We start from the raw sequence: 23,398 nt of genomic DNA on the forward strand, positions 1-23,398 counted from the left end.
TCGGTGTTTGTTGGAGTTTCAGTCGTCGACAATCTCCGACAGAACTTCCTCACGAGCCTTCCGGCACGTGTCGCGAGACGCACCGAAATCGACAGCCATCGCTTCCTCCTTCATGGATTGAAGGTCGACGCGAGACATATTCCTCATCGCGGCCTTGATGCTTTCACGCTTCGAAGGCGGAGGTCCACGAGGGCGATCAGGCTTCGAGCTAACGACTTTGGCTGGTCTCGCCCGATCATTCTCATTGAATGGCCCAGTCAGCAAATTCTTAGGCCATAGCTCCTCGACATCTTCTCTGCTCACATGAACACCGTGAGCAAATTCATAGTCTTCTGGCCTAATCATGTCTCCTTCTAACGGAAAACGCTTGCGCCAAGTAATTTTGTTGTTCGGCAGTATGCTTGCGTCCGAAGACCATAGCTCCGCAGGCAGATCAAACGCAGTATTTCCCATATAAAGCGAAACATGTTTATCTGTATGGCCCCACGTCTCCGCACGCGCAGCAAGCTCACCGCGCCTAAGAGATATAATCATCTTATCGGTAGCGGCTCTTGCTGCCGCCACATCAGGGCCCTTCGACAAAAAATAAGGATCGACTTTCGCAATGTCCTCTGGCGAGAGGACGGAGCGCACATGATCTAACGCTTCGGAGATGTACATCCGACGGTCAGCCATTGGTCAGCCTTTCGACATGCGCCGCCCACGCCTCAAGCGCCGCCCGCTTCTCAGGTCCGTAGCTGTGCCGATTATAGATCGCCGCTACTCCGGTGATCGTGCCCGACCGGTGGTTCAGCACGGCCTCGACCACGTGCGGCTCGACCCCGAGACGTGCCATGCTGGTGGCGGCTGTCCGGCGCAGATCGTGTAGTCTCCAGGGTTCGAGGGCGATGCTCGCGGGATCAGTCCTCGCCTCCTCCGCATCGGTACGCGCAAGCTTCAGCATCGCAGCATCAAGCCGCGCCTTGGCCCTGGCGTAGCCCGAGACGCCGCTGTTGCCTGTCGTGCTGATGAGATAGCCAGCATGCCCGACGACCCGTGGCAGCGAGCCCAGAACGCGCTGGGCCGCATCGCTCAATGGCACGTCGTGAGCCTGACCGTTCTTGGCCCGCTCGCCCGGTATGGTCCACAGCGTTCCGCCCTCACGCAATTCCACCCGCCGCATCTTAGCGACCTCATCGCGGCGCTGCGCGGTCAGCAGCAAGAGCTGAACGAACGGCCCGAAGGGCCATCCGATCACGTCGCACCCACGCCACAGCAGATGCAGCTCGTCGTCACTCAGGACTCGGTCGCGGCTTGTCTCGGCGGCCGGCGCCTTGATCCGCACGCACGGGTTCGCGTCAATGACACCGCGATCGGTCGCCCAGTTGAACAGCTTGGATAGCGCCGCCAGCGTGCGGTTGGCTGCTACTGGCGTTCCGGCATCGACGATCCCGTCGAGTAGCTCGATCACGTCGCGGCGGCCGATGTCCTGGATCTTCCGGCCATCCCAGATTGGCAGCACCTTGGTGTGTAGGATGCGGATCGTCTCCTCGGCCGTGCGAGGTCGGTTCCGGGGCTTCACGTGCCGCTCGATGAAGCTCTCGATCACCGAACCGATCAGGTCACGGGCCGGCAACGGCGCGGCCACCTTGCGCTCGGCTACTGGATCCTGCCCCAGCGATACGGACTGAAGTGCCGCCCTCCCCTCGGTTCGCGCCTTCGCGAGATCTAGAGCCGGGTAGGCGCCGAGGGTGAGCTTCCGTGTCCGACCATCGTGCCGGTACCGGACTGCCCAGCTTTTCGCGCCGGACGGCTGGATGATGAAATACAGCCCCGGCAGCGTCGCGTCGGGGATCTCAAGCCGGCGCGCAGCATCTGGCTTCAAGCGTTCTATGGCTTGCACGGTCAGGACTCGCGCTGCCACTCTGATGATCCTCCAGGGTAACCAGGGGTAACAGAAATCGGGCATTATGCCCTGTTACCCCGTGTTACTAACAAGGTATCACAATGGCAGTTTTTGCTAGGTCTGGCAAAGCCGTTGACTGCCGCTGAACCACCTCAATGTCAGGCCGTGTTATGGCTCCTGACCAGATTGTGGATCTGGGGGTCCCCCGTTCGAGCCGGGGCGGTGGTACCAACCATTCAGCTCGACAGCGCGAGGGGTTGGCGGATCGCCAGCCCCTTTTGCTTGTGCGCGGATGGCACCGCGCCGTATCAGGGCCAGCCCGAACCCTCACCCCGCCCCGATCGGAATTGACGGGACCGATCCTCGCGCCGGAGCCGGCCTGTACACAGGCGGCCGCTCCAATGCTCACGCACGTTATAGAATCGCCAAATTTGCTCGCATACCGTCCCGTTTGGGAGAAGACTATTTTCGTTAGCGTGAAGACTGCCATGAAGAGCACGACACAGCAGGATCAGCTCGAGATCGTGAGCGACCTCGCGGCCTCGCTCGCCGACCGGATGCTGATGGAGCGCCTGACACAGGGGAAGCTGCCCCTCGCGAACGCGAGTCGCCTCTGGACAGCCTCGCTGCTTCTGGAAGAGCACGCGCGGCCCATCCCGCGCATCGTGACGGACGTTCTCGAGCAGGTCCGGCACGTCGAACCGGACGACCCGGACGACGACGCGGTCGACGGGGACGACGCCTACGAGACCGATGCGGGGCCGGACCTGGCCGCGGCGCGGCGACCGGCCCGGCCGGCGCGCCGGCGCGGGCTCACCCGCTTGCTCCGACCGTTCCGGCAGGCGGCCGAAGGCTGACCCGCGTCGACGGCGCTGGACCATCTGGCGGATCCGGAGTTCCCCGCGCGCGCCCGGGACGCTAAGACCGTTCCCGAGCGTGGCGGCGGGCGCCGCCGCGCCAACGGGCTTCGGGACACGAGAGATGAGCATCCCTGAACGGCGCGTCCGCACCCTGTTCGACGAGGCGGCCATCGCCAAGCGCAACGACGAGCTCGCCCGCGAGATCCTCGCCGCGCGGCCCGAGAACCTCCTCGTCGTGGCGGTGCTCAAGGGCAGCTTCATGTTCGCGGCCGACCTGCTCCGGTCGCTGCACCGGGTGGGCCTCGCCCCGCAGGTCGAGTTCGTGCACCTGTCGAGCTACCGCACCGGGACGGTCTCCAGCGGGCAGGTCGAGATCCTGCGCGACGTACAGAGCGAGGTGCGCGGGCGGGACGTGCTGCTCGTGGACGACATTCTGGAATCCGGCCGGACCGTCGTCTTCGCCAAGGACCTGCTGATGGCCCGCGGCGCCCGGCGCGTCCTCACCGCGGTGCTGCTGGAGAAGCCCGGCAAGCGCGCCGTGACGATCGACGCGGATTTCGTCGGCTTCACCTGCCCTGACGTGTTCGTCGTCGGCTACGGGATGGACGCCGCCCACGCCTTCCGCCAGTTGCCCTTCGTGGGCGTGGTCGATTACGGGGACGGCGCCCCGGACCTGTTCGACGCCTGACCGTGCCCGCGGCGCGGCATTTTCGCCGCGCGCCGCGACCCGCGGGACAATTCAGCCTGCGACGACTTGACAGACGGAGAATTCGTCTGCGTCTGTCGACATTTGAGCGTGCGCGGCGTCGCGACGCGGCGCGCGCGGATTTCGGGGACGGTTACGGGACCACATGGCGCGCATCCTCCTGGTGGATGACGAAGAGACCGTCCGGGGCTTCCTGAAGCGGGGGCTCGAGATCGACGGGCACGCGGTCGTCACGGCCAACGACGGCAGCGACGGGCTCGACCGCCTCAACGAGGCCGACGGCGGCTTCGACCTGATGCTCACCGACATCCGCATGCCGCTCATGGACGGCATCGCGCTGGCCCTCGCCGCCAAGCGCGATTTCCCCGACCTGACCATCCTGCTGATGACCGGCTTCGCCGATCAGCGCGAGCGCGCGCGCGGGCTCGACGCCATCGTCACCGACGTGCTGACCAAGCCCTTCTCCCTGGCAGATCTGCGCGCCACGGTGAGGCGGGCGCTCGCCGCCTGAGCCGGGCGGGACCGGTTCAGAAGAACTTAAACATTGCTCTTAGGTTGAGCTTCACGAAAGCGTGGCATCTTCGGTCCGACTGATCAGACCGAGCACGGAACGCCATGTATCGCCGGGACCGGGACATCGACGCGGCGGCGTACCAGGCGGACCGCTACGGCTGGGAGCCGGACGACAGGGACTGGGACGACGACCGCGACGTGCGGCGGCCGCGCAGAGGCGTCGTCGGCCGGCTCTTCTCTCCGACGAAGCTCGCCCTCCTCGCGGTGCCGGCCGGGCTGTTCCTGTACGGCAGCTTCGCGGATTGCAGCGCCCGCCCGGCGGCGGGCTGGCTCGGTCTTGTCGGAGCCGGGGCCTGCGCCCGTACCGAGATGCTCGGCAACGTCCTGTCGATCCAGGACAACCTCGCGCTCCTGAAGCGGCTCATCGACTGAGCGCCCGCTCAAGGCCCTTCCGCGCTCCGCCGATCCGCTCCGAACCGACCTCCGCGAGGCCGCCATGTCCACCCGCCCGCTCCTCCCGGCCTCGTCCAGCCGCGCCTCCGACGCCCTCGAGGAGGCCCAGTTCCGCGCTCGCTTGGCGCGGGTCGGCCCGGACGGCGCGCACCGCACCCCGCGCCGGAACCGGGCGCCCGAGCGGCGGCGCGGCTTCCGGCTCGGCTGGAAGGGCTGGCTCGTCGTCGACTGCCTCGTCGTGCTGCTGGTCGTGGCGGGGGTGGTGGCGTGGCCGCCGGTCCAGTCCTGCCGCAACCAGGACCAGACGGTCGGGTTCTACGCCGGCGATTCCGTCGGCAAATGCATCCGGCGCGGCATCGCCGACCGCCTCGACACCGCGGACCAGCGCCTCAAGAGCCTGATCCGCCGCTCGGGCCATTGAGGGTCGGCCGCGCAGATCCTGGCGCGGCTCGGATTGAGCGGCGCTTGTACGGCGGTTCTGCGAACCGAGTACCTGCCTCGCGCGCCCCGGCACCTTCCGTTCTCAGCGCCCCCCACGCGGTGGCGGCGGGTCTGAACCGGTATGCCTGTGCCGACTAACGAAACTGTCGATAAGATATCACATCCAACGCTCGAAATGTTCCAGGGCGCCCCTACGTTGGTGCCGTATTACACCAATGGACGAGTGCTCATGCCCGGATATCGAAATCCGGGCCTAGCTGCTCTCTCGACGGCGACTACGTTGTCAAAACTGAGTTGAATCGAAGGCCATATTTCTGGCTGCGCGAACGCATCGAGCGCAAGAGCCGGCACTTCAGAACGTTCGCCGACGACATGAAGCAATTCGCCGATTTCTCGGACGTCGCTGACCGCGACCTCGACGGCCGGACACCGTTCCTGCCGAACGGCTACTTCAGCTACGGCGACGCATTGGCCCTGACGACTGTTCTCGCCACACGCAAGCCGGCCCGGTATGTCGAGGTCGGAAACGGCAACAGTACGAAATTCGCTCGCCGCGCAATCGGCAAGTACAAGCTCGACACCAAGATCGAGTGCATCGACCCCAATCCGCGCTCAAGCGTCCGCGACATTGCGGATAAGTGGATTTCTGACGGCCTTCTCGATGTTGACCCGTCCTACTTTCAATCGCTGAAGGATGGCGATGTGCTGATGCTGGATGGCAGCCATCTCCTGTTCCATGGCAGCGACACGACGCATTTCTTCCTGCGAATCTACTCGCTTCTCCGGCCGGGCGTGATCGTGCATGTGCACGACATCCATCTGCCATATGAGTATCCCGAGGTTTGCGACAGGCTGTTTTGGAACGAGCAATACATTCTTGCCATAATGTTTTACTATAAGCCCGCGTCCGACATTATCGCTCCGATCAAGTACATGCATTGTGAGGGCATGTGCGACGAGGGTGCCAGCTTCTGGTTCGAGGTCTAGCGGGATCCGCGCCGGAAATCGCCATCGCCTCTGACACATTGGCAACCGCTCGGCATACGCACGGCGATGAACGGAATGATGGGCAGGGAATATGTGAGCGATACGGCATTTCGCGCGCATCCAACGGCGAACGGGCTTCGCGTTGATGCAATCATCGGAGGCCTTCTACGCTCCTATACGGGCGCGCGGAGTACCGGACGAAGCCTGGGCTGAGGCGGCCTGCCGGTCCGGGCAAAGCCTCCCTCGGAGGCCAGGCTACCCCGACCGGATCGGCGGCGGCCGCGCCGTGGCGCTGATCCACGGCAACAGCCCCTGCTGCTCGCGCGAGCGGCGCCCTCGACGAACTTCACCCTCGACGGGGATACGTTGGGTCGGACCAACCCTGCCCGCGCAGATGGGGATCGACCCGGTCGACGAGAGCTTCCCGACCTGTCGGACGCGGCACTGTGCTCGAAGGTCGAGCGCGCGCAACACCAGCACGCCACGGTGCGGGCCTGGACCGGGGTCCCGACCTCCATCGGCCTCGGCCCGACCAAACCCTGCTTGAGGAAGCGGTGGCGGCGCACGCTGAACAATTCGGGGAGAAGCTGCGGCGCGAAGGACTGGAAACCGATCAACGTCACGGTCTTCTACCACACGAGCGAGCACGACCGGGACGAGCGGATGCGCTCGGTGTCGACGCGGGTGCAGCTGCCGGAGCACAGTTCGGACACGCTGGCGCCGATCAGGGCGGTGCGGCACAGGGTGGCACTGCCTTGGCGCGCGGCCATGACGCTACAGCAAGGCGGAGATCGTCACGACCGACCTCGTGCCGCTGTCACAAGACCCACGGGCGCTGATCGGCGCGCCGGATCGGGCGGGGCGACCCCGCTGATGGTGGCGCTGGACGCGTGCAACGCGCGCTGGAGCCGAAGCACCGCGGTGCCCGCGTGGGTGATCCGGTGCGACTGGAACACCAAGGTGTAGAATCGCGCGCCGCGCTACAAGACGCTGGTGAGCGAACTGCCAATCGCCTACGCCTGAACCTTAACAGGATGCTTGGGTGACCGCTGTGGGTGGATTTTCGCAGATCCGCTGGCGGGCGGCGATACACACAAGCGGATGTACCCCGTGCCCGCCCAGGCCCCTTTCGGGAGCTTCGAGCCCGCATTTCGCGATGCCCGCAGTTGATACGGAAGCAGCCCCTTGGTGGCGAAATCTAGTCGAGAAATATGAGTACGCTAGGGCTTGACTGGTCAGTTCTTTCAGCGATTTCGAAACCCTCGAGTGCTATGCAGAAGACCGTCCATTAATGGGATGGGGTTTTCGGGCCCGCCGTTGTTCGCAGATGTCGCGCCGCCCTCTACCAGCACGTTTTGTGGGACATGAGCCATTGCAGACCGCTCGCTTAAACCAACTTGACGGACTTCGGGGGTTTGCCGCGTTAATCGTCGTCCTTTTTCACTTTATGTCGGCCTTGGTCCCATTTCTAGTTCCAGAACAGCAATCAAATGCATCATGGATATCCTACAGTCCAGTGGCAGTTCTATGGAATGGGGCATTTGCTGTATCTGTGTTCTTTGTTCTTAGTGGATTTGTTTTGACAAATGCCACTATACGCAGACCAGACCCTATATGGGTCAACGTGATCATTAGATATCTACGCTTAGCATACCCGGCACTGTTAAGCACTTGCTTCGGTTGGCTATTGTTGAAAATATTTCCTACAGAAGCAAGCGCGCTCCATGAAATTACGCATAGCCGCTGGCTTCTTTGGACCTATCAGGGAGATATCCCAAGTTTTAGTGTCGCCATTCGAAGCGGAGTTTTTGATATATTTGCAAAAGGTGGTTCGTACTTCAATAACGTTCTGTGGACTATGCGTCCTGAGCTATTTGGATCACTTTTGTGCTTCTTGGTTTGCCTGTTTAAGCGCGCAAGAGACAGGATTATTATAACATTCATTTTTTTATGCTTGATATATACGCTAAGCAAATATGAGTATGGAAGCTTTATTGTGGGCATATATCTACGAGAAGCGTGGGCAGTTGGAAAGTTGAATTTTAGATTTCCAATGCTTGCGGTGATTCTTGGCCTGGCCATTGGATCCCAGAGTGGTGACGCAGCTAATATATTGGGACTTGACTGGCTCCCTGCATTTCTTGCAATGGGCACAAAGGACAGCATACTCTACCCGATGGCCGCGGGTTTGATTGTATACGGATGCATCAACTCTCCTACTGCACATCGCGCGCTTTCTGGAAAAATAGGATCGTTCCTTGGAGCTATATCGTTCCCACTATATTTAGTCCATGTTCCTGTAATTTATACAGTGTTTTCGTTTATCGTTTTGATCAGACCGCATAATATAATTTATCTAGTACTCGTTTTCATATTTGCTTTTGCGGCAGTAATTTCTCTTGCTTACATGGCAGAAGTTTTCGTCGAGAGGCCGTTCCTGAAGGGATTGGGAAAACTACGTTACTTTCTCAATGACTTGAGTTCCCGCCTTCGTAGCCGGATCCGAGGACATAAGTGACATCCTCACGTTGAACGTGGTCAAACATTAGGACTTGTTCCATCCTGACCATCAGCGGAACTCAGCACCCAGCTGACTCAGATAACGGCGTAGAAAACCGACTTGTAATCAACCATTGTCGGTGATGAGCGCCTCGGCCGCGCGAGCGTTGGTGCGGAGCGTCTCGGCGACGTCGCGGCGCCAACCCTTTGGACGCCGGTGGGTGTCGCTGGCGCGATCGGCCAGCACTGCGACGACCACGGCGCGGATCGCCCAGTCGGTAACCTCGGTGGTCTCGCGCAGTTCGGCGAGTCGTGGGTTCCGCGGCCATCCACTCCCAAGCCGTGAACTATGCCGCCTCCCGCATCGCTCGGGCGCCGGCCTTCTTCGGCCCACTCCAAGGGTTGCGCGCACGCACGATGAACGGAACGTGCCGAGATGTGTGCCTTGACGAAGCGCCCCCAAACGTAGTCAAAAGCGCGTCTGACGCACCGAAACCGCCAATTTTCTCAATGGTTTCAGAGCGCCTGCCGGTGTAGCACAGCGGTAGTGCAGCGGTTTTGTAAACCGAAGGTCGGGGGTTCGATCCCCTCCGCCGGCACCACGACATTCGATCGCCGAGGCCGGGCCTCGCGCCCGTGGGGCGTGACCGTCGCCCGGCACAGCGCGCCGGCTGAGGCCGCTCCACCGCGCCGATCTCGATGTCGCGACGGGCCGGTCTCGGGCGGGTGTTCCGGCCCGATTCCGTCGGCACCGCCGCCGCGACACATCCGGCACCGGCCTGTCTCACTGCTCCCGGATCCGGTCGCGGACCGCTGCTTGACGCTGGGATGCCAGCGTGCCCTCCTGGCCGAAAGACAGAAGCTGCCGCGGAGGACGGTCTGCCATGGCGTCGATCCGGAGTTGCGTACTCTCGGTCGCGATCGGCTTCGCCGCGCTCGCCGGGCCGGCCGTTGCCGAGCCGATCCGCGTCAAGGTCGGCGTCCTCAACGACATGTCGGGCGTCTACGCCGATACCGGCGGCAAGGGCTCCGTCGTCGCCGCGCAGATGGCGGTCGAGGATTTCGCCAAGACCGAGCCGGGCGTGCAGGTCGAGATCGTCTCGGCCGACCACCAGAACAAACCCGATATCGGCGCCGCCGTCGCCCGCCAGTGGTACGACCGCGACGGCGTGGACGCGATCCTCGACGTGCCGACCTCCTCGGTTGCGCTGGCGGTGAGTCAGGTCACCCGCGAGAAGAACAAGGTCTTCATCGACTCGGGGGCCGGCACCACGGAGTTGACCGGCAAGCAGTGCTCGCCGAACACGATCCAGTGGACCTACGACACCTACGCCCTGGCGCACGGCACGGCCGGCGCCATGCTCAAGCGCGGCGGCGACACGTGGTATTTCCTCACCGCCGACTACGCCTTCGGGCTCTCCCTTCAGAACGAGGCGAAGGCCGTGATCGATACGGGCGGCGGGCGCGTATTGGGCGCCGCGCGGGTCCCGTTCCCCGCCACGGACTTCTCCTCGTTCCTGCTGCAGGCGCAGGCGTCGGGCGCGAAGGTTGTGGGTCTGGCCAACGCGGGCGGCGACACGGTCAACGCGGTCAAGCAGGCGCACGAGTTCGGGCTGACCGACGGCGGCCAGAAGCTCGCCGCCCTGCTGATCTACGCCGTCGACGTCCACGCGATCGGCCTGCAGACCGCGCAGGGCCTCGTGCTGACCGAGTCGTTCTACTGGGATCTCAACCCGGAGACCCGGGCCTTCTCGGAGCGCTTCTACTCGCGCAACGGCAACAGCATGCCGACGATGAACCACGCGGGCGTCTATGCCGGGCTCCTGCACTACCTGAAGGCCGTGGCGGCGACGAAGTCGACGGACCCGCAAAAGACCATGGCCTGGATGAAGGCCAACCCGACCGACGACCCGCTGTTCGGCAAGGGTGTGGTCCGGGCGGACGGGCGCAAGATCCACCCGATGTACCTGTTCGAGGTGAAGGCGCCGTCCGAGTCGAAGGGCCCGTGGGACCTCTACAAGGTGCTGGAGACGATCCCCGCCGAGCAGGCCTTCCGCCCCCTCGCCGAGGGCGGCTGCCCGCTCGTCGCCAAGCCGTAGGGAGGGAGCCGAACGCCATGATGCGCGCGCTCGAAGGGCAGGTCGCCTGGGTGACGGGGGCCGGATCCGGGATCGGGCAGGCGGCCGCCGTCGCGCTGGCGCGGGCCGGCATGCGGGTCGCGCTCACCGGACGAGGTCAGGAGGCCCTCGCGCGCACCGCGGAGATGGTCCGCGCGGCGGGCGGCGAGGCGCTGGTCGCCCCGGCCGACATGGGCGTGGCCGACGACGTGCAGCGCGCCTGGGAGGCGGTTCACGCCGCGTGGCGGCGCTGCGACCTGCTGGTGAACGCGGCGGGCCTCAACGTGCCGCGGCGCGGCTGGAGCGAGATCACGCCGGCCGGCATCGACGCCGTGGTCGGCGTCAATCTCAACGGCCCCTTCTACGCGGCGCGGGCGGTGCTGCCGACCATGCGGGCGCAGCGGAGCGGCCTGATCATCCACGTCTCCTCCTGGGCCGGCCGCTACGTCTCCAAGCTGACGGGACCGGCCTATTCCGCCGCCAAGCACGGGCTCGTGGCGCTCTCGGAGAGCCTGAACCAGGAGGAGTGCGGGCACGGCATCCGGTCCTGCTGCATCTGCCCCGGCGAGGTCGCGACGCCCCTCCTCGACAAGCGGCCAGTCCCGGTCACCGCGGAGGATCGCGGGCGCATGCTCCAGCCGGAGGATCTCTCCGAGACGATCCTGTTCGTCGCCCGCCTCCCGGCCTCCGTCTGCGTCAACGAGATCCTGATCAGCCCGACCTGGAACCGCGGCTATCTCGAGGGCGTGAAGCTCTGAGCGGGGCCTTCGCGGCGCGCCCGACCCGGGGCGCGGTGCGCTCATCCCGCGTTCAGGCACGGAGGACGAGTGTCGCCACGGCCAAGCTAAAACCAAGTATTTCTGAATCGTATCTGAGACTTTATGCACTAAATTCGGCGCAAGCTGGGCTATTTCAAGATTAAAATTGGATGAATGCGGGGTTCAGAACCGATTAAATCCGTCGCGCCTACCAGCGCTGCCGGAAGGCGATGAGACGCGTCTTCGCCGAACCGATGGGGACAACGGTCCGGCGGACCGCCGGGCCCCTCGGGGCCCCATCGCGCACGACCGGGGGGCGCGACCATGTCAGGGACCGAGGACGATCCAGGGATTCAGGGCTCCGCCGGCGCGGCGGACCCGGCCGGACCGGGCGCCGCGGCCGCGTCACGCCCCGTGCCGGTCGGCGGACCCGGCCGGCCGATCGACGACGGCGCGCGGGACCGGATCGGGCGCGGCCTGCGCCTGCACTACGCGGGCGTCCTGGCCCTGCCGATCCCGGACCGGCTCCGGACGCTGCTCGACGAGCTCGCCGCACACTCCGACACGGAGGCCTCGCGATGACCCTGATGCTGCAAGCCGCCCCCGCGGGGAGCGGATCCGGTCCGGCCCCCCGGGGCGCCGACGCGGAGATGCGCGACCTCCTGCTGGGGGCGATCCCGGCGCTGCGGGCCTTCGCGTTCTCGCTGACCTACGACCTCGACCGCTCGGACGACCTCGTGCAGGACACGCTCGTGCGCGCCTGGGTCAACGCCGCCAGCTTCCGCCGCGGGACCAACCTGACCGCGTGGCTGTTCACGATCCTGCGGAACCTGTTCTACTCGGAGCAGCGCAAGCGCAAGCGCGAGGTGGAGGACGCCGACGGCGTCCATGCCGGGCGCCTGACCGCCCTCCCCGAGCAGGAGATCCGGATGGAGATGGCGCAGTTCCAGAGCGCGCTGAACCGGCTGCCGCCGGCCCAGCGCGAGGCGCTGGTCCTGGTCGGCGCCCAGAGCTTCACCTACGAGGAGGCCGCGGCCATCTGCGGCGTCGCGGTGGGCACGATCAAGAGCCGGGTCAGCCGCGCCCGGACCCGCCTGATCGAGGTGCTGGGCATGACCGGCACCGACGACATCGGACCCGACCCGCAGACCCGCGCGGCCCTCGACGGCTCCTGAGGCGCGCGCCGCGGCGAGGACCGCCGCGGCGCCTACTTGATGAGCCTGACGACGTCGCGGAACCGCCTGTGCCGCGCCGTGCCGAGCCACTCGAACGCCACCATCTCGGTCGTGACGATCTCGGCGCCGTGGGCCGCCATCCGGGCGAGCGCGGCCTCCCGGTTCTCGATCCGCCGCGAGCCCACGGCGTCGGCCACCACGGCGACGCGGCGGCCGGACTCGCGCAGCCCGAGAACCGTCTGCAGCACGCAGACATGCGCCTCGCAGCCGCTGACCACGAGGTCGCGATCCGCGGGCAGGCGCTCGAGGAAGCCGGGCGATCGGGTCGCGCCGAAGCTCATCTTCGCGAAGGCCGTCCCGGGCTCGGGCGCCAGGGCCGGCACGGTCGGCCCGAGGCCGCCGGCATTCTGCTCGGTGACCAGGACCGGGACGTCGAGCAGCTGCGCGGCGGCGAGGAGGCGGCCCGCATTGGCGACGACCCCGTCCCCTTCCGCGATCGTCGGCATCAGCCGGACCTGAACGTCGATGACGAGGAGGAGCGAGCGGGCGGGGTCGATCAGCGGCATCGATGTCTGGTCCCTGCGGACGGGTCGCATCGGAGACGGAGGGGGCCATCGTGGCCCCATCCGAGCCGTATCCTCGCCCCATCCGGTCCGGTCGGGACCGCGCCCGCCGGCATGACACGTGCGCGCCCCGACCGCGACCCCGCCCAAGAGCCGCTCCCGATCGTTTTGCGACGGTTGGGAAGGGCGGCGACTCCGGTCCCGGCAGCCGCGCCAGGCTCCCTCTCCCTCGCGGAAGAGGGCACCGGTGCCTCGTTCGGCACAACCCCGGCGCTCGCCTCCGTCGCGACCCGATCGGAGAGGACTCTAGCGGAGCGCGATGTCGCCGGGGATGTTCGCCGCCGCGGCGCCGCCGGCGGCCTTCTCGAACCACCGCCGGGCGGCCTCGAAATCCTGCTTCACCCCGCGACCGTTGACGTAGAGGAAACCGAGATTGTTCATCGCCTCCGCGTGGCCGGCGGCGGCCGCCTTCTCGAACCAGCGGCGGGCCGCGGCGGCGTCCGTCTTCACGCCCTGGCCGTTCAGGTAGAGGCTGCCGAGGTTGTTCATCGCGTCCACGTTGCCGCCGGCGACCGCCCGCTCGAACCAGCGGCGGGCCGCGGCGGCGTCCCGCTTCACGCCCTGACCGTTGAGGTGCAGGCTGCCGAGGGCGTTCATCGCGTCAACGTTGCCGGCGGCGGCGGCCTTCCCGAACCAGGACGCGGCCGCGCCGTAATCCTGCCCGACGCCCTGACCGTTGGCGTAGAGTAGGCCGAGATTGTACAGGGCCGACGCGGCGCCGGCGGCCGCCGCCTTCTCGTACCAACTGCGCGCGGTGGCGTAGTCCTGCGTCACACCCTGGCCGGCATCGTAGAGGCTGCCGAGGTTGTTCATGGCCTCGGCGTTGCCCGCCAGGGCGGCCTTCTCGAACCACGCGGCCGCGGCGGCGTAGTCCTGCTTCACGCCCTGGCCGTTGTAGTACAGGCTGCCGAGGTTGAGCATGGCGTCGACGTCACCGCCGGCGGCCGACTTCTCGAACCAGCGTCCGGCCGTACCGAAATCCTGCTTCACGCCCTGGCCGTTGATGTAGAGGATTCCGAGATTGTACATCGCGGCGGCGCTGCCGCTGACGGCCGTCGTCGTGGAGAGGCTCCCGGCGGTCTCCGCCTGTGCGCCCAGCCCGGACAGGACCGAGAGCGCCAGAGACATGGAGACGATGGATGTCGCGCGCATGGCCGTGAATCCCTGTGCGGGCACGCGAACCGTCATGCCCTGCGCGGAAGCCGATCCCGAGCATCTTCCGCAATGCTGAAGGCGTGTTCCCGAACCGTCTTTGTCCGCTGACAGTCTTCCGGGCGAAAAACCCTTCGGCTGGACTGCACCGGACTGATCCTTGACCTATCAGGGCCCGGCAGGACTTTCTGGACCAAATCGCACATGCGGCCCGCATGGTCGGCCGACATCGCCGGCGCGCGCCACGGGTCGCGACAGGGTTCGCGCGCGGCGGGGACCGTGCGGGACCGGCCGGAAGGAGGCGTTGAGGGCTCGGCGGGGCGGGCGACCGGTCCCGGGACGCGTCGCTAGTAGGTCGCGAACAGCCGCGCCACCGCCTCGGGCTCCGCCGTGACGGTCAGCGCCAGGGCGAGCAGGATCCGGGCCTTCTGCGGGGTGAGGTTGTCGGCGCTGAGGATGCCGCGGCTGCGCAGCCGGGTGGTGAGCGGGACCACGCCGCTGCCGGCCCGGGTCGACATCACCACCACGATCCCGGCGGCCGCCGCCGCCTCCAGGGCCTCGGCCTCGGCGGGCGGGGTCATGCCCGGCGCGAGACCGGCCGCGACGAGGCCGCGCGCGCCCGCGGTCAGGAAGGCCCGGACCGCGGTGCCGTCGGCGTCGGCGTACCCGTAGGCGACGTCGACCCGCGGCAGCGCCGGCAGGGTCCGGATGTCGAAGGGCGTGCCCGGCGCGTGCGCCCGCTCGGAGCGGCGGTAGTAGCGGACGGACTCGCCGTCGACGTGGCCGAGCACGCCGAAATCCGGGGTCCGGAAGGTCTGGAGCCGGGCCACCGAGGTCTTGGTCACCTCGCGGGCCGCCTGGATCTCGTCGTTGAGCACCACCAGCACGCCGCGCCCGCGGGAGGCGGGCGCCGTGGCCGTGCGCACGGCCGCCACGAGGTTCAGCTTGGCGTCGGTGGAGAGGGCGCTCATCGGCCGCTGCGAGCCGACCAGCACCACCGGCAGATCCACCGTCAGGGTGAGGCTGAGGGCGTAGGCGGTCTCCTCCAGCGTGGCGGTCCCGTGCCCGATGACGATGCCGGCGAGGTCCGGGTGCTCGGACGCGAGGCGCTCGCACAGCCGGACGAGGTCGCGCCACTCGGCGAACCCGATCGCCGGGCTCGGGACCGCCCGGAACGGCACCGGCACCACCGCGGCGACTGTCGCGAGTTCCGGAACCGCGTCCAGGATCGCGCCGGCCTCGAGACGCCGGTCGGTGGCGGTGTAGTCGAGGATGTCGAGGGCATCGCGGCCGAGGGACGAGATCGTCCCGCCCGTACCGATGAACGCGACCTTGGGCAATCCGGTCCCCGCTCCTGCCGCCATGCCGTCTCTCCCGTGCCTGTCCGGCGCTGTGATGCCGCGTCGCGCGGCCGGGGTCGACCCCGGCCGCGCGCAGGCGGGCGATGCACCGGGCGGGAGGCCCGCCGGGCGCGTCCCCGGCCTCAGCTGCGGAAGTCGAGGAGGAGCGCCGAGACGGCGCCGCTGTTGGCGGTGCCGCTCGCCCCGTAGCCGACGCGGCCCGACTGGCCGCTCTGGAGCTGCTGGATGAAGGTGGATAGCAGGTCGTTCGTCGTGCGCGCCGCGTCGGTGGTCGAGGTCGAAGTCGAAGTCGAGGTCGAGGCCGACGCGGAGACCGACGCCCCGCTCCCGGCGCTGCCCGCAGCGTCCGTCGGCGCCGGGCCGGGCGGGAGCCCCGGCGGCGGGCCGTCCGGGCCGGCGACGTCGCCAGTCCCGTCGCCGGTGGCGTCCGCGCTCTGGGTGCTCCGGCCGTGGCTGGCGAACAGGTTCTTCAGCTCCGTGGCTTGGTCGGTGGTGAGGCTGCCGCTGCTGACCTGATCGGCGATCAGGCCGTCGATCCGGTCCTTCATCGAGGACGGGTCGAGCCCGGACCGGCTCGTCGCGCTGGTCGAGGCAGCGCTGGTCGACGACAGGCTCCTATCGATGCTGCTCAGGGCGCCCGCGAGGGCCGTCGCGTCGGTGCTGCTGATCGTGCCGGTCGACAGCGCGCTGCTGATCGTGTCGGATATCCGAGTCTGGGGCGACGCAGGCGGCGACCATCGCTGCGCGGCGAGCTGTGCTGTCGCGGTGGACGAGACGGTACTCATGGGGGGCTCGGGTCACGGATGAGCCGGATTCGCCCGGCGGCGGGTCCGTGTGCAAATTACCCACGCGGTTCTTAAGGCCGCGTTTCCGGGATCGCCCGGATCCCCGTCGCGCTGGCGGGCTCGGGGACGGCCCGGAGCCGGGGCGCGACCGGGGCTCCCGGTCGCGCCGCTCAGAGGCTCGCGGCCATGCGCAGCGGCGCCGCCTCGGCCGGACGCGCTGCTGCCTCGGCGTGGCCGTAGAGGCCGCGGTGCTTCGGGTTCGGCGAGAGCCGGTCGGTCAGGCCGATCACCGTCTCGGCGGCGCCGAGCAGGAGCGCGCCCTCGGGGGCGAGCTGCGCCGCGAGCCGCGCCAGGACGTCGGACTTGGTCGGCGCGTCGAAGTAGATCAGCACGTTGCGGCAGTAGATCACGTCGAACTGGCCCAGCGAGGCGAAGCTATGCAGCAGGTTAAGCTGGCGGTAATCGACCATGCTGCGCAGGCTCTGGGCGATCTGCCACTGCTCGCCGACCTGGGTGAAGTACTTGATCAGCCACTGCACCGGCAGGCCGCGCTGGACCTCGAAATGGCTGTACAGCCCGAGCTTGGCCTTCTCGATCACCTCGGTGGACAGGTCGGTGGCGACGATCTCCACCTGCCAGCCGGCGAGCCGCGGCGCCGCCTCCTGGAGGAGCATGGCCAGCGAGTACGGCTCCTGCCCGGTCGAGGCCGCCGCGCACCAGATCCGCAGCCGGCGGCGGCCGGCATTGCGCGCCAGCACGTCCGGCAGGAGCGTGTCGCGGAACAGGTCGAAGGGGATCCGGTCGCGGAAGAAGAAGGTCTCGTTCGTGGTCATGGCCTCGACCACGGCCCGCTCGATCGTGCTGTTCTGGGCGAGCTTGAGGGCGCCGATCAGGTCGCCGAGGCTGGCGAGGCCGAAGCGGCGGCAGACCGGGGTCAGCCGGCTCTCCACGAGGTAGCGCTTCTCCGGCGTCAGCGCGAGGCCGGAGCGCTGCTTCAGGAAGGTGCGCAGGAATTCGAACTCGAGCTCGGTCATGCCGGCTGCCCCGTGATCAGGGCGCGCAGCGCCGTCGCGAGTTCGGGCAACGGCAGCACGGCCTCGGCGAGCCCGGCCCGCGCGACGCTGCCCGGCATGCCCCAGACCGTGCTGGTGGCCTCGTCCTGAGCGAGGACCGGGCCGCCGGCCTCGGTGAGCGCCCGGGCGCCGTTGGTCCCGTCCGAGCCCATGCCGGTGAGGATCACGGTCGCGGTGGCGGCGCCGAACACCACCGCCGCGTCCTTGAACAGGACGTCGACCGCGGGGCGGCAGAAATTCACCGGGGGACCGTCGGTGAGCTTGATGATCGGGCCGCCGGCCCCGCCGGCCAGCCCCATGTGGCGGCCGCCCGGGGCGACGTAGATGCGGCCCGGCTCGACCCGCTCCTCGGCCTTGCCCTCCGCCGCCGGGAGCCCGGTGCGGGTGGCCAGATGCTCGGCGAAGACCGCCGTGAAGATCGGCGGCATGTGCTGGACGATCAGGACCGGCAGGCGCCGCAGGGCGGCGGCGCCGATGCCCTCCAGCATCTCGCCCACGGCCCGCGGGCCGCCCGTGGAGGAGCCGATCAGCAGGGCGCGGGGCTGGGTCCGGTTGCGGACCTTGGGCCGGAGCGTGAAAGGAGTCGCGGGGCGCGCCGCGGCGGCCGGCGCCGGATGCGCCGCGGCCGGCACGGCCGCCGGCGCGGGCGCGGCGTGGTAGCCCGGCGCGTGGCCGGCGGGCGCGGCGGACGGGCGCCGGTTCCGCGCGCGGGCGGAGCCGAACACGCGGACGCGCTCGATCAGCTCGACCCGGAACGTGTCCGAGGTGGTGACGCCGCGGCTGCTCTCCGGCTTGGCGATGTAGTCCACCGCGCCGAGGGCGAGGCATTTCAGCGAGATATCGGCGTTGCGCGTCGTCAGCGTCGACATCATCACGACCTGCACGCTCGGGCTCATGGCGAGCATGCGCGGCAGCGCGGTCGTGCCGTCGAGTTCCGGCATCTCGATGTCGAGCAGGACCACGTCCGGGTCGTGCTTGGCCATCAGTTCGAGGGCGATCCGGCCGTTCGAGGCCGTGCCGACGAGCTCGAATCCGGCCTCGCCGATCCAGCGGGCCACGAGGCCGCGCACCACGGCCGAGTCGTCGGCCACGAGCACACGGATCGCCGTGGCCGATGAGGTCGTGCTCTGGGTTGGCGGCGTGCGCAGCGGGGCGACCGCGGGACTCAGGGCCATGATGATTGCCTCGGGTGCAGGGTCGCGGGGCTCGGGCCGCGGGTCAGGGAGCAGGCGATCAGGCCGCGTCGGCGACGAGACCGACCTGTTCGAGCTTGGCCGTCAGGATGTCGCGGTCGAAGGGCTTCATGATGTACTCGTCGGCCCCCGCCCGGAGGGCGCGGGCGATCGCCCCGACGTCGTTCTCGGTGGTGCAGAACAGGACCTTCGGCGCGCCCCCGCCCTCGCTCTGGCGCAGGGCCTGGAGGAACGCGTAGCCGTCCATGTTCGGCATGTTCCAGTCGAGCAGGATGGCGTCCGGCATGCTGGCCGCGCAGGCCTCGAGGGCGGCGCTGCCGTCCTCGGCCTCGCTGACATTCATGCCGAGATCCTCGATGATCCGCCGGGCGACCTTCCGGATCACCGCGGAATCGTCCACCACCAGGCAGGTGGTCTCGTGGGGCGCCTTCATCGACCTCTCCCTCAAGCCGCCTTGGCGCCGGCGGGCGTGAAGCCGAGGAGCGCGTCCACGTCGAGGATCACCAGGAGCCGGCCGTCGAGGCGGTGGACGCAGGTGGCGAGGTCGCGGAAGCGCGGATCCAGGTTGATCGGCACCGCCTCGCGGCTGTCGGCGCCGAGCTTGAGCACCTCGCCGACGCCGTCGACCACCAGCGCGAAGGTCTCGCCGGCCTGCTCCAGACCGATCGCCATCTTCGGGCTGGCCTTGCTGCCGTCCGCCTCGGCCTCCGCGTCCGGCAGGCCCAGGCGCCGGCGCAGGCTCATGGCCGTCACGACCCGGCCGCGCAGATTCAGCAGGCCGACGATCTCGGCCGGCGCCAGGGGAACCGGCGTCACGCCCGACGGGACGAAGACGTCGTGGACCCGCTCGATCGCCAGGCCGAACAGCGTCTCGCCGACGAAGACCGTGACGAAGTCGTCGGTGGCGCCGGTCTCGGCGCCGTTGGTGGTGGCGCCGCTGGTGTTGGCGTTGGCAGCCTGCATCGGAACTCTCCGGATTCGTTCGTCGCGATCGTCGCGATCGGCTTGGGTCGATCGGCCTGGGTCGATCGGCCTGGGTCGATCGGCTTGGAGCGATCGGCCGGGGTCGATCGGCTTGGAGCGATCGGCCGGGGTCGATCGCCCGGGGCGGGCGGCGCGGCGGCTCAGGCGGCTTTCGACACCGTGGCGGCGCCGATCTCGGCCAGCGCCGAGATCAGGCCGCTGCGGTCGAACTTCGCCACCAAGTCGCTGATCGCCAGCGCCCGCGCCTTCTCCACCGCGTCGGCGCCGATCGCGCCGGTGAGGCCGATCACCGGGAGCCCGGCGAGGCGCGGCTCGGCCCGCCGCATGGCGGCGACGAGGTCGAAGCCGCTGCGGCCCGGCATCTCCAGGTCGGTGACCACCACCTCGATCTGCGGATCGGACTGGAGGGTCGACAGGGCCGTCTCGGCGCTCGACGCCGTGACCACCTGGTAGCCCGCGGCCTTCAGCACCGGGCTCAGCATGTCGCGGAAGAAGGCCGAGTCGTCGACCAGCAGGACCGTGGAGATCTGCTCGGGCCGCTTCAGGCCGCGCGCCCAGTCGTCGTAGGCCAGCGGCAGGAAGTGGGCGATGTTGATGATGTCGGTCGCCCGGCCCCGCAGCACCGCCGAGCCGATCAGGTCCGACCGGTCCGCCGCGATCTCGATGTCGAGGCGCTCCTCGACGATGTCGACGATCTCGTCGACCACGAGGCCCATGGCGCGCTCGCCGTCGGAGAACACCACCAGGGCCTGCGTCCCCTCCGACTTGATGGTGATCGCCGCGTCGGCCGGGACCAGGGGCATCAGGCGCCCGCGGTACTGGATCAGCGCGCGGCCGCCGAGCCACTCGACCTTGGCGCACTCGATCTCCTCGAGACGGGTGACCAGCGACAGCGGCACCGCCTTGAAGCTGCCCTGGCCGCCCTTGAACACCAGGAGCGTGGTCTTGGTGTCGGCCATCTCGACTGCCTCGTCGGCGTCGGCGTCGATGTGGCCGCCACTGCCCTGGACGCCCTGCGCCACCTGACGGGCCACGCCGTTCGGATCGACGATCAGCACCACGGCGCCGTCGCCGAGGATCGTGTTGCCGGCAAACATCGGGATGTGCCGCAGCTTCACCGACATCGGCTTCACGACGATCTCCTCCGTGTGGAAGACCTCGTCGACGAGGATGCCGAAGCGCTCGCGCCCGACCTGGGCGACCACCACGAAGCCGGCCTGGTCCGTCTCCGCGCCCGGGCTCGTCTGGCCGAGCAGGCCGGTGAGCGAGACGATCGGCAGCAGCCGCTCGCGCAGGCGCAGCACCGGCGCGCCGTTGATGTGCTCGACCCGCTGCGCCCCGGCATCGACCCGGACCAGCTCCAGCACCGCCACCTGCGGCAGGGCGAAGCGGTGCTCGCCGGCCCGGACGATCAGGGCGGCCACGATCGCCAGCGTCAGCGGGATCTTGATGGTGAAGGTCGTGCCGCGACCCGCCGTGGTGGCGATGTCGATCAGGCCGCCGATGGTCTCGATGTTGGTCTTGACCACGTCCATGCCGACGCCGCGGCCCGAGACCGAGGTCACCGCCGCCGCCGTCGAGAAGCCGGCGTGGAAGATGAACTTGGCGACCTGGGCATCGGTCATCCGCTCGATATCGGCCTGGGAGGCGAGCCCGCGCTCCGCGGCCTTCTTGCGGATGGCCGCGAGGTTCAGGCCCTTGCCGTCGTCGGCGATCTCGATCGTGATCGTGCCGCCCTCGTGGTAGGCGGCGAGGCGGATCGTTCCGCGGGCGGGCTTGCCCGCCGCCACGCGCTCGGCGGTCGATTCGAGGCCGTGATCCGCCGAGTTGCGGACCATGTGGGTCAGCGGGTCCTTGATGACCTCGAGGACCTGGCGGTCGAGCTCGGTCTCGTTGCCGACCATCACGAGGTCGATCTGCTTGCCGAGTTCGGCCGAGAGGTCGCGCACCACGCGCGGCAGCTTCTGCCACGCGTTGCCGATCGGCTGCATGCGCGTCTTCATGACGCCTTCCTGCAGCTCGGCGGTGACGTGCGACAGGCGCTGCAGCGGGACCTTGTAGCTCGAATCTTCGTGCCGGCGGGCGATCTCGAGGAGCTGGTTGCGGGTCAGCACCAGCTCGGAGACCATCGTCATCAGGTGCTCGAGCGTGTCGACGTTCACCCGGATGGTCTGGTTCTTGGCGGCGGCGGTCGTCTCGCCCTCGGCGCCCTCGACCTTCTCGGCGCGCGCCGGCTCAGCCTTCTCGGTCTTCTCGGCCTCGACGGGCTCGGGCTTCTTCTCGGCCTTGGGCGCCGCGCTGACGGCGGGCGCGGGCGCCGGGGCCGGGGCGACGGCGGCCGCGGCCGCGGGGGCGGGGGCGGGGATCGCGGCCACGGGGGCCGGCGGCGGGAGGAAGTCCGATTCGTCCGGACCGGGGGCGGCCAGGAAGGCGGCCTCCAGGTCGTCGAGGGAGACCTCGCCGGGCTTCAGCTCGCGGACCACCGGATCGGGCAGGACCGGCTCGGGCGGCGGCGGGGCGGCGACCTCCGGCTCCGGCGAGCCCTCGGCCATGCGCTCCAGGGCGGAGATGAGGTCGTCGTCCGAGCCCGCGGGCTCCGTGCCGGTGGCCTCCAGATCGGCCAGGATCGCCTTCAGCCGGTCCAGCGTCAGCAGGATCAGGGTGACGGAATCCGACGTGGCGGGCAGCCCGTCGCGGAAGCGACCCATCAAGGTCTCGGCGGCGTGCGCCAGAGCTTCCAGCCGCGGGAGGCCGAGGAACCCGCAGGTTCCCTTGATCGTGTGCACGAGTCGGAAAATGTTCCGCAGAATAGTCTCGTTGTTCGGATCCTGTTCGAATCGAACCAATTCTGCATCGACCGTGTCGAGATGCTCCCCGCTCTCGGTCAGAAACTCGCGAAGCAGGTCGTCCATAGGCGCTACTCGTTACGCGGAGAAGGTCTCGCGCAACCTACTTACTCGCGCGGGGTTAGGGAAGCGTTTCCATCCCGGCCCCGCGCGGCACCTTTTTCAGAGTTTCACGCCAGCGCCGTGTCCGAAGCCTCTCCATCGCGATCTTCGGGCGTGTCGATCACTGCGGGCGTGGCGGTGATAGTCACTTCATCGCCCTCGATAGCGAAGCGGACATCCATGGCGGCGGCCCGCGCCACGAGGCCGGCGTAGAACGGCAGGATACCGTGGGCGTCGACGGTGCCGCTCTCGGGGCTGCCGGCCATCAGCTCCTCGACGTGGGGCGGGATGCGGGCGTGCGAGCCCTTGGCCTTCAGCACCAGCGTGGGCGCCTCGCCGTCGCCGGAGACGACGACGTCGATCAGGCCGCCCCGGGGAATCGCCGAGGTGGCGACCATCACGAGATTGAGCAGGAGCTTGACCTTGTTCTTCGGGAACAGCGCCTGCGGGGCGCTCCAGGTCAGCTTGGTCTTGTCGTCGGAGAACATGCCCTTGGCCACGCTCTCGGCGTCGGCGAGGTCGATCGAGGCGCCGGCCGAGCCGGCGGCCCCGAAGGCGATGCGGGCGAATTTCAGCCGCGCCGAGGCCTGACGGGCGCTCTTCCCGATCAGCTCCAGGGCGAAGGTCCGCATCGATTCGTCCTGGTCGTCCTCCAGGACCTCGAGCCCGTTCACGATCGCGCCGACGGGGCTGATCACGTCGTGGCAGACGCGGGAGCAGAGCAGGGCGGCGAGGTCGAGGCCGTCGAGGTTCAGGGTGGGCGAGGTCGGGGAGGACATGGTGCGCTCCGGGCGGGCGGATCTGAGGTGCGGACGTCTGCGGGCCGGGGCCCCGATTGGGGCTGCCGGTTCCCGGCCGCCCGGTTCTCGGCCGCCCGGTCCTCGG

25 protein-coding genes and 1 tRNA gene are annotated in these 23,398 nt (G+C 68.2%); 13 read left to right on the forward strand and 13 right to left on the reverse strand.

The features are described 5' to 3' along the window. Positions 1-18 precede the first annotated feature (18 nt). Together ACLBYG_RS24850 and ACLBYG_RS24855 are read right to left on the reverse strand one after the other, a co-directional pair. Positions 19-660: a hypothetical protein gene (locus ACLBYG_RS24850; RefSeq protein ID WP_447683240.1), complete on the reverse strand. Its 642-nt coding sequence runs from the start codon at positions 658-660 to the stop codon at positions 19-21. 7 nt (positions 661-667) lie between these two features. Beyond that, a complete protein-coding gene (locus ACLBYG_RS24855) occupies positions 668-1,903 on the reverse strand; it encodes a tyrosine-type recombinase/integrase (protein ID WP_447683241.1) in 1,236 nt (411 codons plus the stop codon). Positions 1,904-2,373: 470 nt separating this feature from the next. On the opposite strand from ACLBYG_RS24855, the gene ACLBYG_RS24860 reads away from it, so the two are divergent. The 8 genes from ACLBYG_RS24860 (at position 2,374) to ACLBYG_RS24895 (ending at position 8,363) form a co-directional block, all read left to right on the forward strand. Continuing rightward, on the forward strand, positions 2,374-2,742 hold the full coding sequence (locus tag ACLBYG_RS24860) for a hypothetical protein (protein ID WP_447683242.1): 369 nt from the start codon (positions 2,374-2,376) through the stop codon (positions 2,740-2,742). Between the two features lie 124 nt (positions 2,743-2,866). Beyond that, positions 2,867-3,433 carry a hypoxanthine phosphoribosyltransferase gene (gene hpt, locus ACLBYG_RS24865; RefSeq protein ID WP_020094392.1) on the forward strand — a complete coding sequence of 189 codons (567 nt, stop codon included), beginning with the start codon at positions 2,867-2,869 and terminating at the stop codon, positions 3,431-3,433. Positions 3,434-3,596: 163 nt separating this feature from the next. Continuing rightward, the gene (locus ACLBYG_RS24870) at positions 3,597-3,962 is read left to right on the forward strand and encodes a response regulator (protein ID WP_007567202.1); all 366 of its coding nucleotides are present in this window, start codon (positions 3,597-3,599) and stop codon (positions 3,960-3,962) included. Positions 3,963-4,066: 104 nt separating this feature from the next. Beyond that, a complete protein-coding gene (locus tag ACLBYG_RS24875; RefSeq protein WP_447683243.1) occupies positions 4,067-4,396 on the forward strand; it encodes a hypothetical protein in 330 nt (109 codons plus the stop codon). A 64-nt stretch (positions 4,397-4,460) separates the two neighbouring features. Then, complete coding sequence (locus ACLBYG_RS24880; RefSeq protein WP_447683244.1) at positions 4,461-4,838, forward strand: hypothetical protein; 378 nt, start codon at positions 4,461-4,463, stop codon at positions 4,836-4,838. A 392-nt stretch (positions 4,839-5,230) separates the two neighbouring features. Beyond that, positions 5,231-5,845: a class I SAM-dependent methyltransferase gene (locus ACLBYG_RS24885; protein ID WP_447683245.1), complete on the forward strand. Its 615-nt coding sequence runs from the start codon at positions 5,231-5,233 to the stop codon at positions 5,843-5,845. 366 nt (positions 5,846-6,211) lie between these two features. Beyond that, the gene (locus ACLBYG_RS24890; RefSeq protein ID WP_447683246.1) at positions 6,212-6,811 is read left to right on the forward strand and encodes a hypothetical protein; all 600 of its coding nucleotides are present in this window, start codon (positions 6,212-6,214) and stop codon (positions 6,809-6,811) included. A gap of 361 nt (positions 6,812-7,172) precedes the next feature. Next, positions 7,173-8,363, forward strand: coding sequence for an acyltransferase family protein (locus ACLBYG_RS24895; RefSeq protein ID WP_447683247.1), 1,191 nt, complete (start codon positions 7,173-7,175; stop codon positions 8,361-8,363). A gap of 108 nt (positions 8,364-8,471) precedes the next feature. Here the strand turns inward: ACLBYG_RS24895 and ACLBYG_RS24900 are convergent, their stop codons facing one another. Further along, positions 8,472-8,603, reverse strand: coding sequence for a hypothetical protein (locus ACLBYG_RS24900; protein ID WP_447683248.1), 132 nt, complete (start codon positions 8,601-8,603; stop codon positions 8,472-8,474). Between the two features lie 268 nt (positions 8,604-8,871). On the opposite strand from ACLBYG_RS24900, the gene ACLBYG_RS24905 reads away from it, so the two are divergent. The 5 genes from ACLBYG_RS24905 to ACLBYG_RS24925 all read left to right on the forward strand — a co-directional run bounded on the left by ACLBYG_RS24905 (position 8,872) and on the right by ACLBYG_RS24925 (position 12,394). Further along, positions 8,872-8,946 (forward strand) — tRNA-Thr (locus ACLBYG_RS24905). 282 nt (positions 8,947-9,228) lie between these two features. Further along, positions 9,229-10,443: an ABC transporter substrate-binding protein gene (locus ACLBYG_RS24910; protein WP_447683249.1), complete on the forward strand. Its 1,215-nt coding sequence runs from the start codon at positions 9,229-9,231 to the stop codon at positions 10,441-10,443. A gap of 17 nt (positions 10,444-10,460) precedes the next feature. Continuing rightward, entirely contained in the window at positions 10,461-11,219 is a 759-nt protein-coding gene (locus tag ACLBYG_RS24915; protein ID WP_447683250.1) for an SDR family oxidoreductase, read from the forward strand. Positions 11,220-11,543: 324 nt separating this feature from the next. Then, positions 11,544-11,801 (forward strand): NepR family anti-sigma factor, encoded by a 258-nt coding sequence (locus ACLBYG_RS24920; RefSeq protein WP_447683251.1) that lies wholly within the window; start codon positions 11,544-11,546, stop codon positions 11,799-11,801. Beyond that, positions 11,798-12,394, forward strand: a complete 597-nt coding sequence (locus ACLBYG_RS24925; protein WP_447683252.1) for a sigma-70 family RNA polymerase sigma factor — start codon at positions 11,798-11,800, stop codon at positions 12,392-12,394. Before ACLBYG_RS24920 ends, ACLBYG_RS24925 begins: the two co-directional genes overlap by 4 nt. Before the next feature lie 32 nt (positions 12,395-12,426). Here the strand turns inward: ACLBYG_RS24925 and ACLBYG_RS24930 are convergent, their stop codons facing one another. The 10 genes from ACLBYG_RS24930 to chpT all read right to left on the reverse strand — a co-directional run bounded on the left by ACLBYG_RS24930 (position 12,427) and on the right by chpT (position 23,292). After that, positions 12,427-12,960: an isochorismatase family protein gene (locus ACLBYG_RS24930; protein WP_447683253.1), complete on the reverse strand. Its 534-nt coding sequence runs from the start codon at positions 12,958-12,960 to the stop codon at positions 12,427-12,429. 303 nt (positions 12,961-13,263) lie between these two features. Beyond that, positions 13,264-14,169 (reverse strand): tetratricopeptide repeat protein, encoded by a 906-nt coding sequence (locus ACLBYG_RS24935; RefSeq protein ID WP_447683254.1) that lies wholly within the window; start codon positions 14,167-14,169, stop codon positions 13,264-13,266. Between the two features lie 347 nt (positions 14,170-14,516). Further along, complete coding sequence (locus ACLBYG_RS24940) at positions 14,517-15,533, reverse strand: asparaginase (RefSeq protein ID WP_447683255.1); 1,017 nt, start codon at positions 15,531-15,533, stop codon at positions 14,517-14,519. Between the two features lie 119 nt (positions 15,534-15,652). Further along, on the reverse strand, positions 15,653-16,315 hold the full coding sequence (locus ACLBYG_RS24945; protein ID WP_447683256.1) for a hypothetical protein: 663 nt from the start codon (positions 16,313-16,315) through the stop codon (positions 15,653-15,655). A gap of 170 nt (positions 16,316-16,485) precedes the next feature. Continuing rightward, complete coding sequence (locus ACLBYG_RS24950) at positions 16,486-17,349, reverse strand: CheR family methyltransferase (RefSeq protein ID WP_091682808.1); 864 nt, start codon at positions 17,347-17,349, stop codon at positions 16,486-16,488. Further along, positions 17,346-18,563, reverse strand: coding sequence for a chemotaxis-specific protein-glutamate methyltransferase CheB (cheB, locus tag ACLBYG_RS24955; RefSeq protein ID WP_103986160.1), 1,218 nt, complete (start codon positions 18,561-18,563; stop codon positions 17,346-17,348). Before cheB ends, ACLBYG_RS24950 begins: the two co-directional genes overlap by 4 nt. A gap of 58 nt (positions 18,564-18,621) precedes the next feature. Then, positions 18,622-19,014, reverse strand: a complete 393-nt coding sequence (locus ACLBYG_RS24960) for a response regulator (protein ID WP_012320961.1) — start codon at positions 19,012-19,014, stop codon at positions 18,622-18,624. 11 nt (positions 19,015-19,025) lie between these two features. After that, positions 19,026-19,544: a chemotaxis protein CheW gene (locus tag ACLBYG_RS24965; protein ID WP_020094377.1), complete on the reverse strand. Its 519-nt coding sequence runs from the start codon at positions 19,542-19,544 to the stop codon at positions 19,026-19,028. 161 nt (positions 19,545-19,705) lie between these two features. Further along, positions 19,706-22,477 (reverse strand): hybrid sensor histidine kinase/response regulator, encoded by a 2,772-nt coding sequence (locus ACLBYG_RS24970; protein ID WP_447683257.1) that lies wholly within the window; start codon positions 22,475-22,477, stop codon positions 19,706-19,708. 104 nt (positions 22,478-22,581) lie between these two features. Then, the gene (gene chpT, locus ACLBYG_RS24975) at positions 22,582-23,292 is read right to left on the reverse strand and encodes a histidine phosphotransferase ChpT (RefSeq protein ID WP_447683258.1); all 711 of its coding nucleotides are present in this window, start codon (positions 23,290-23,292) and stop codon (positions 22,582-22,584) included. Between the last annotated feature and the right edge of the window lie 106 nt (positions 23,293-23,398).

It is taken from the genome of Methylobacterium sp. D53M (genome assembly GCF_053345625.1).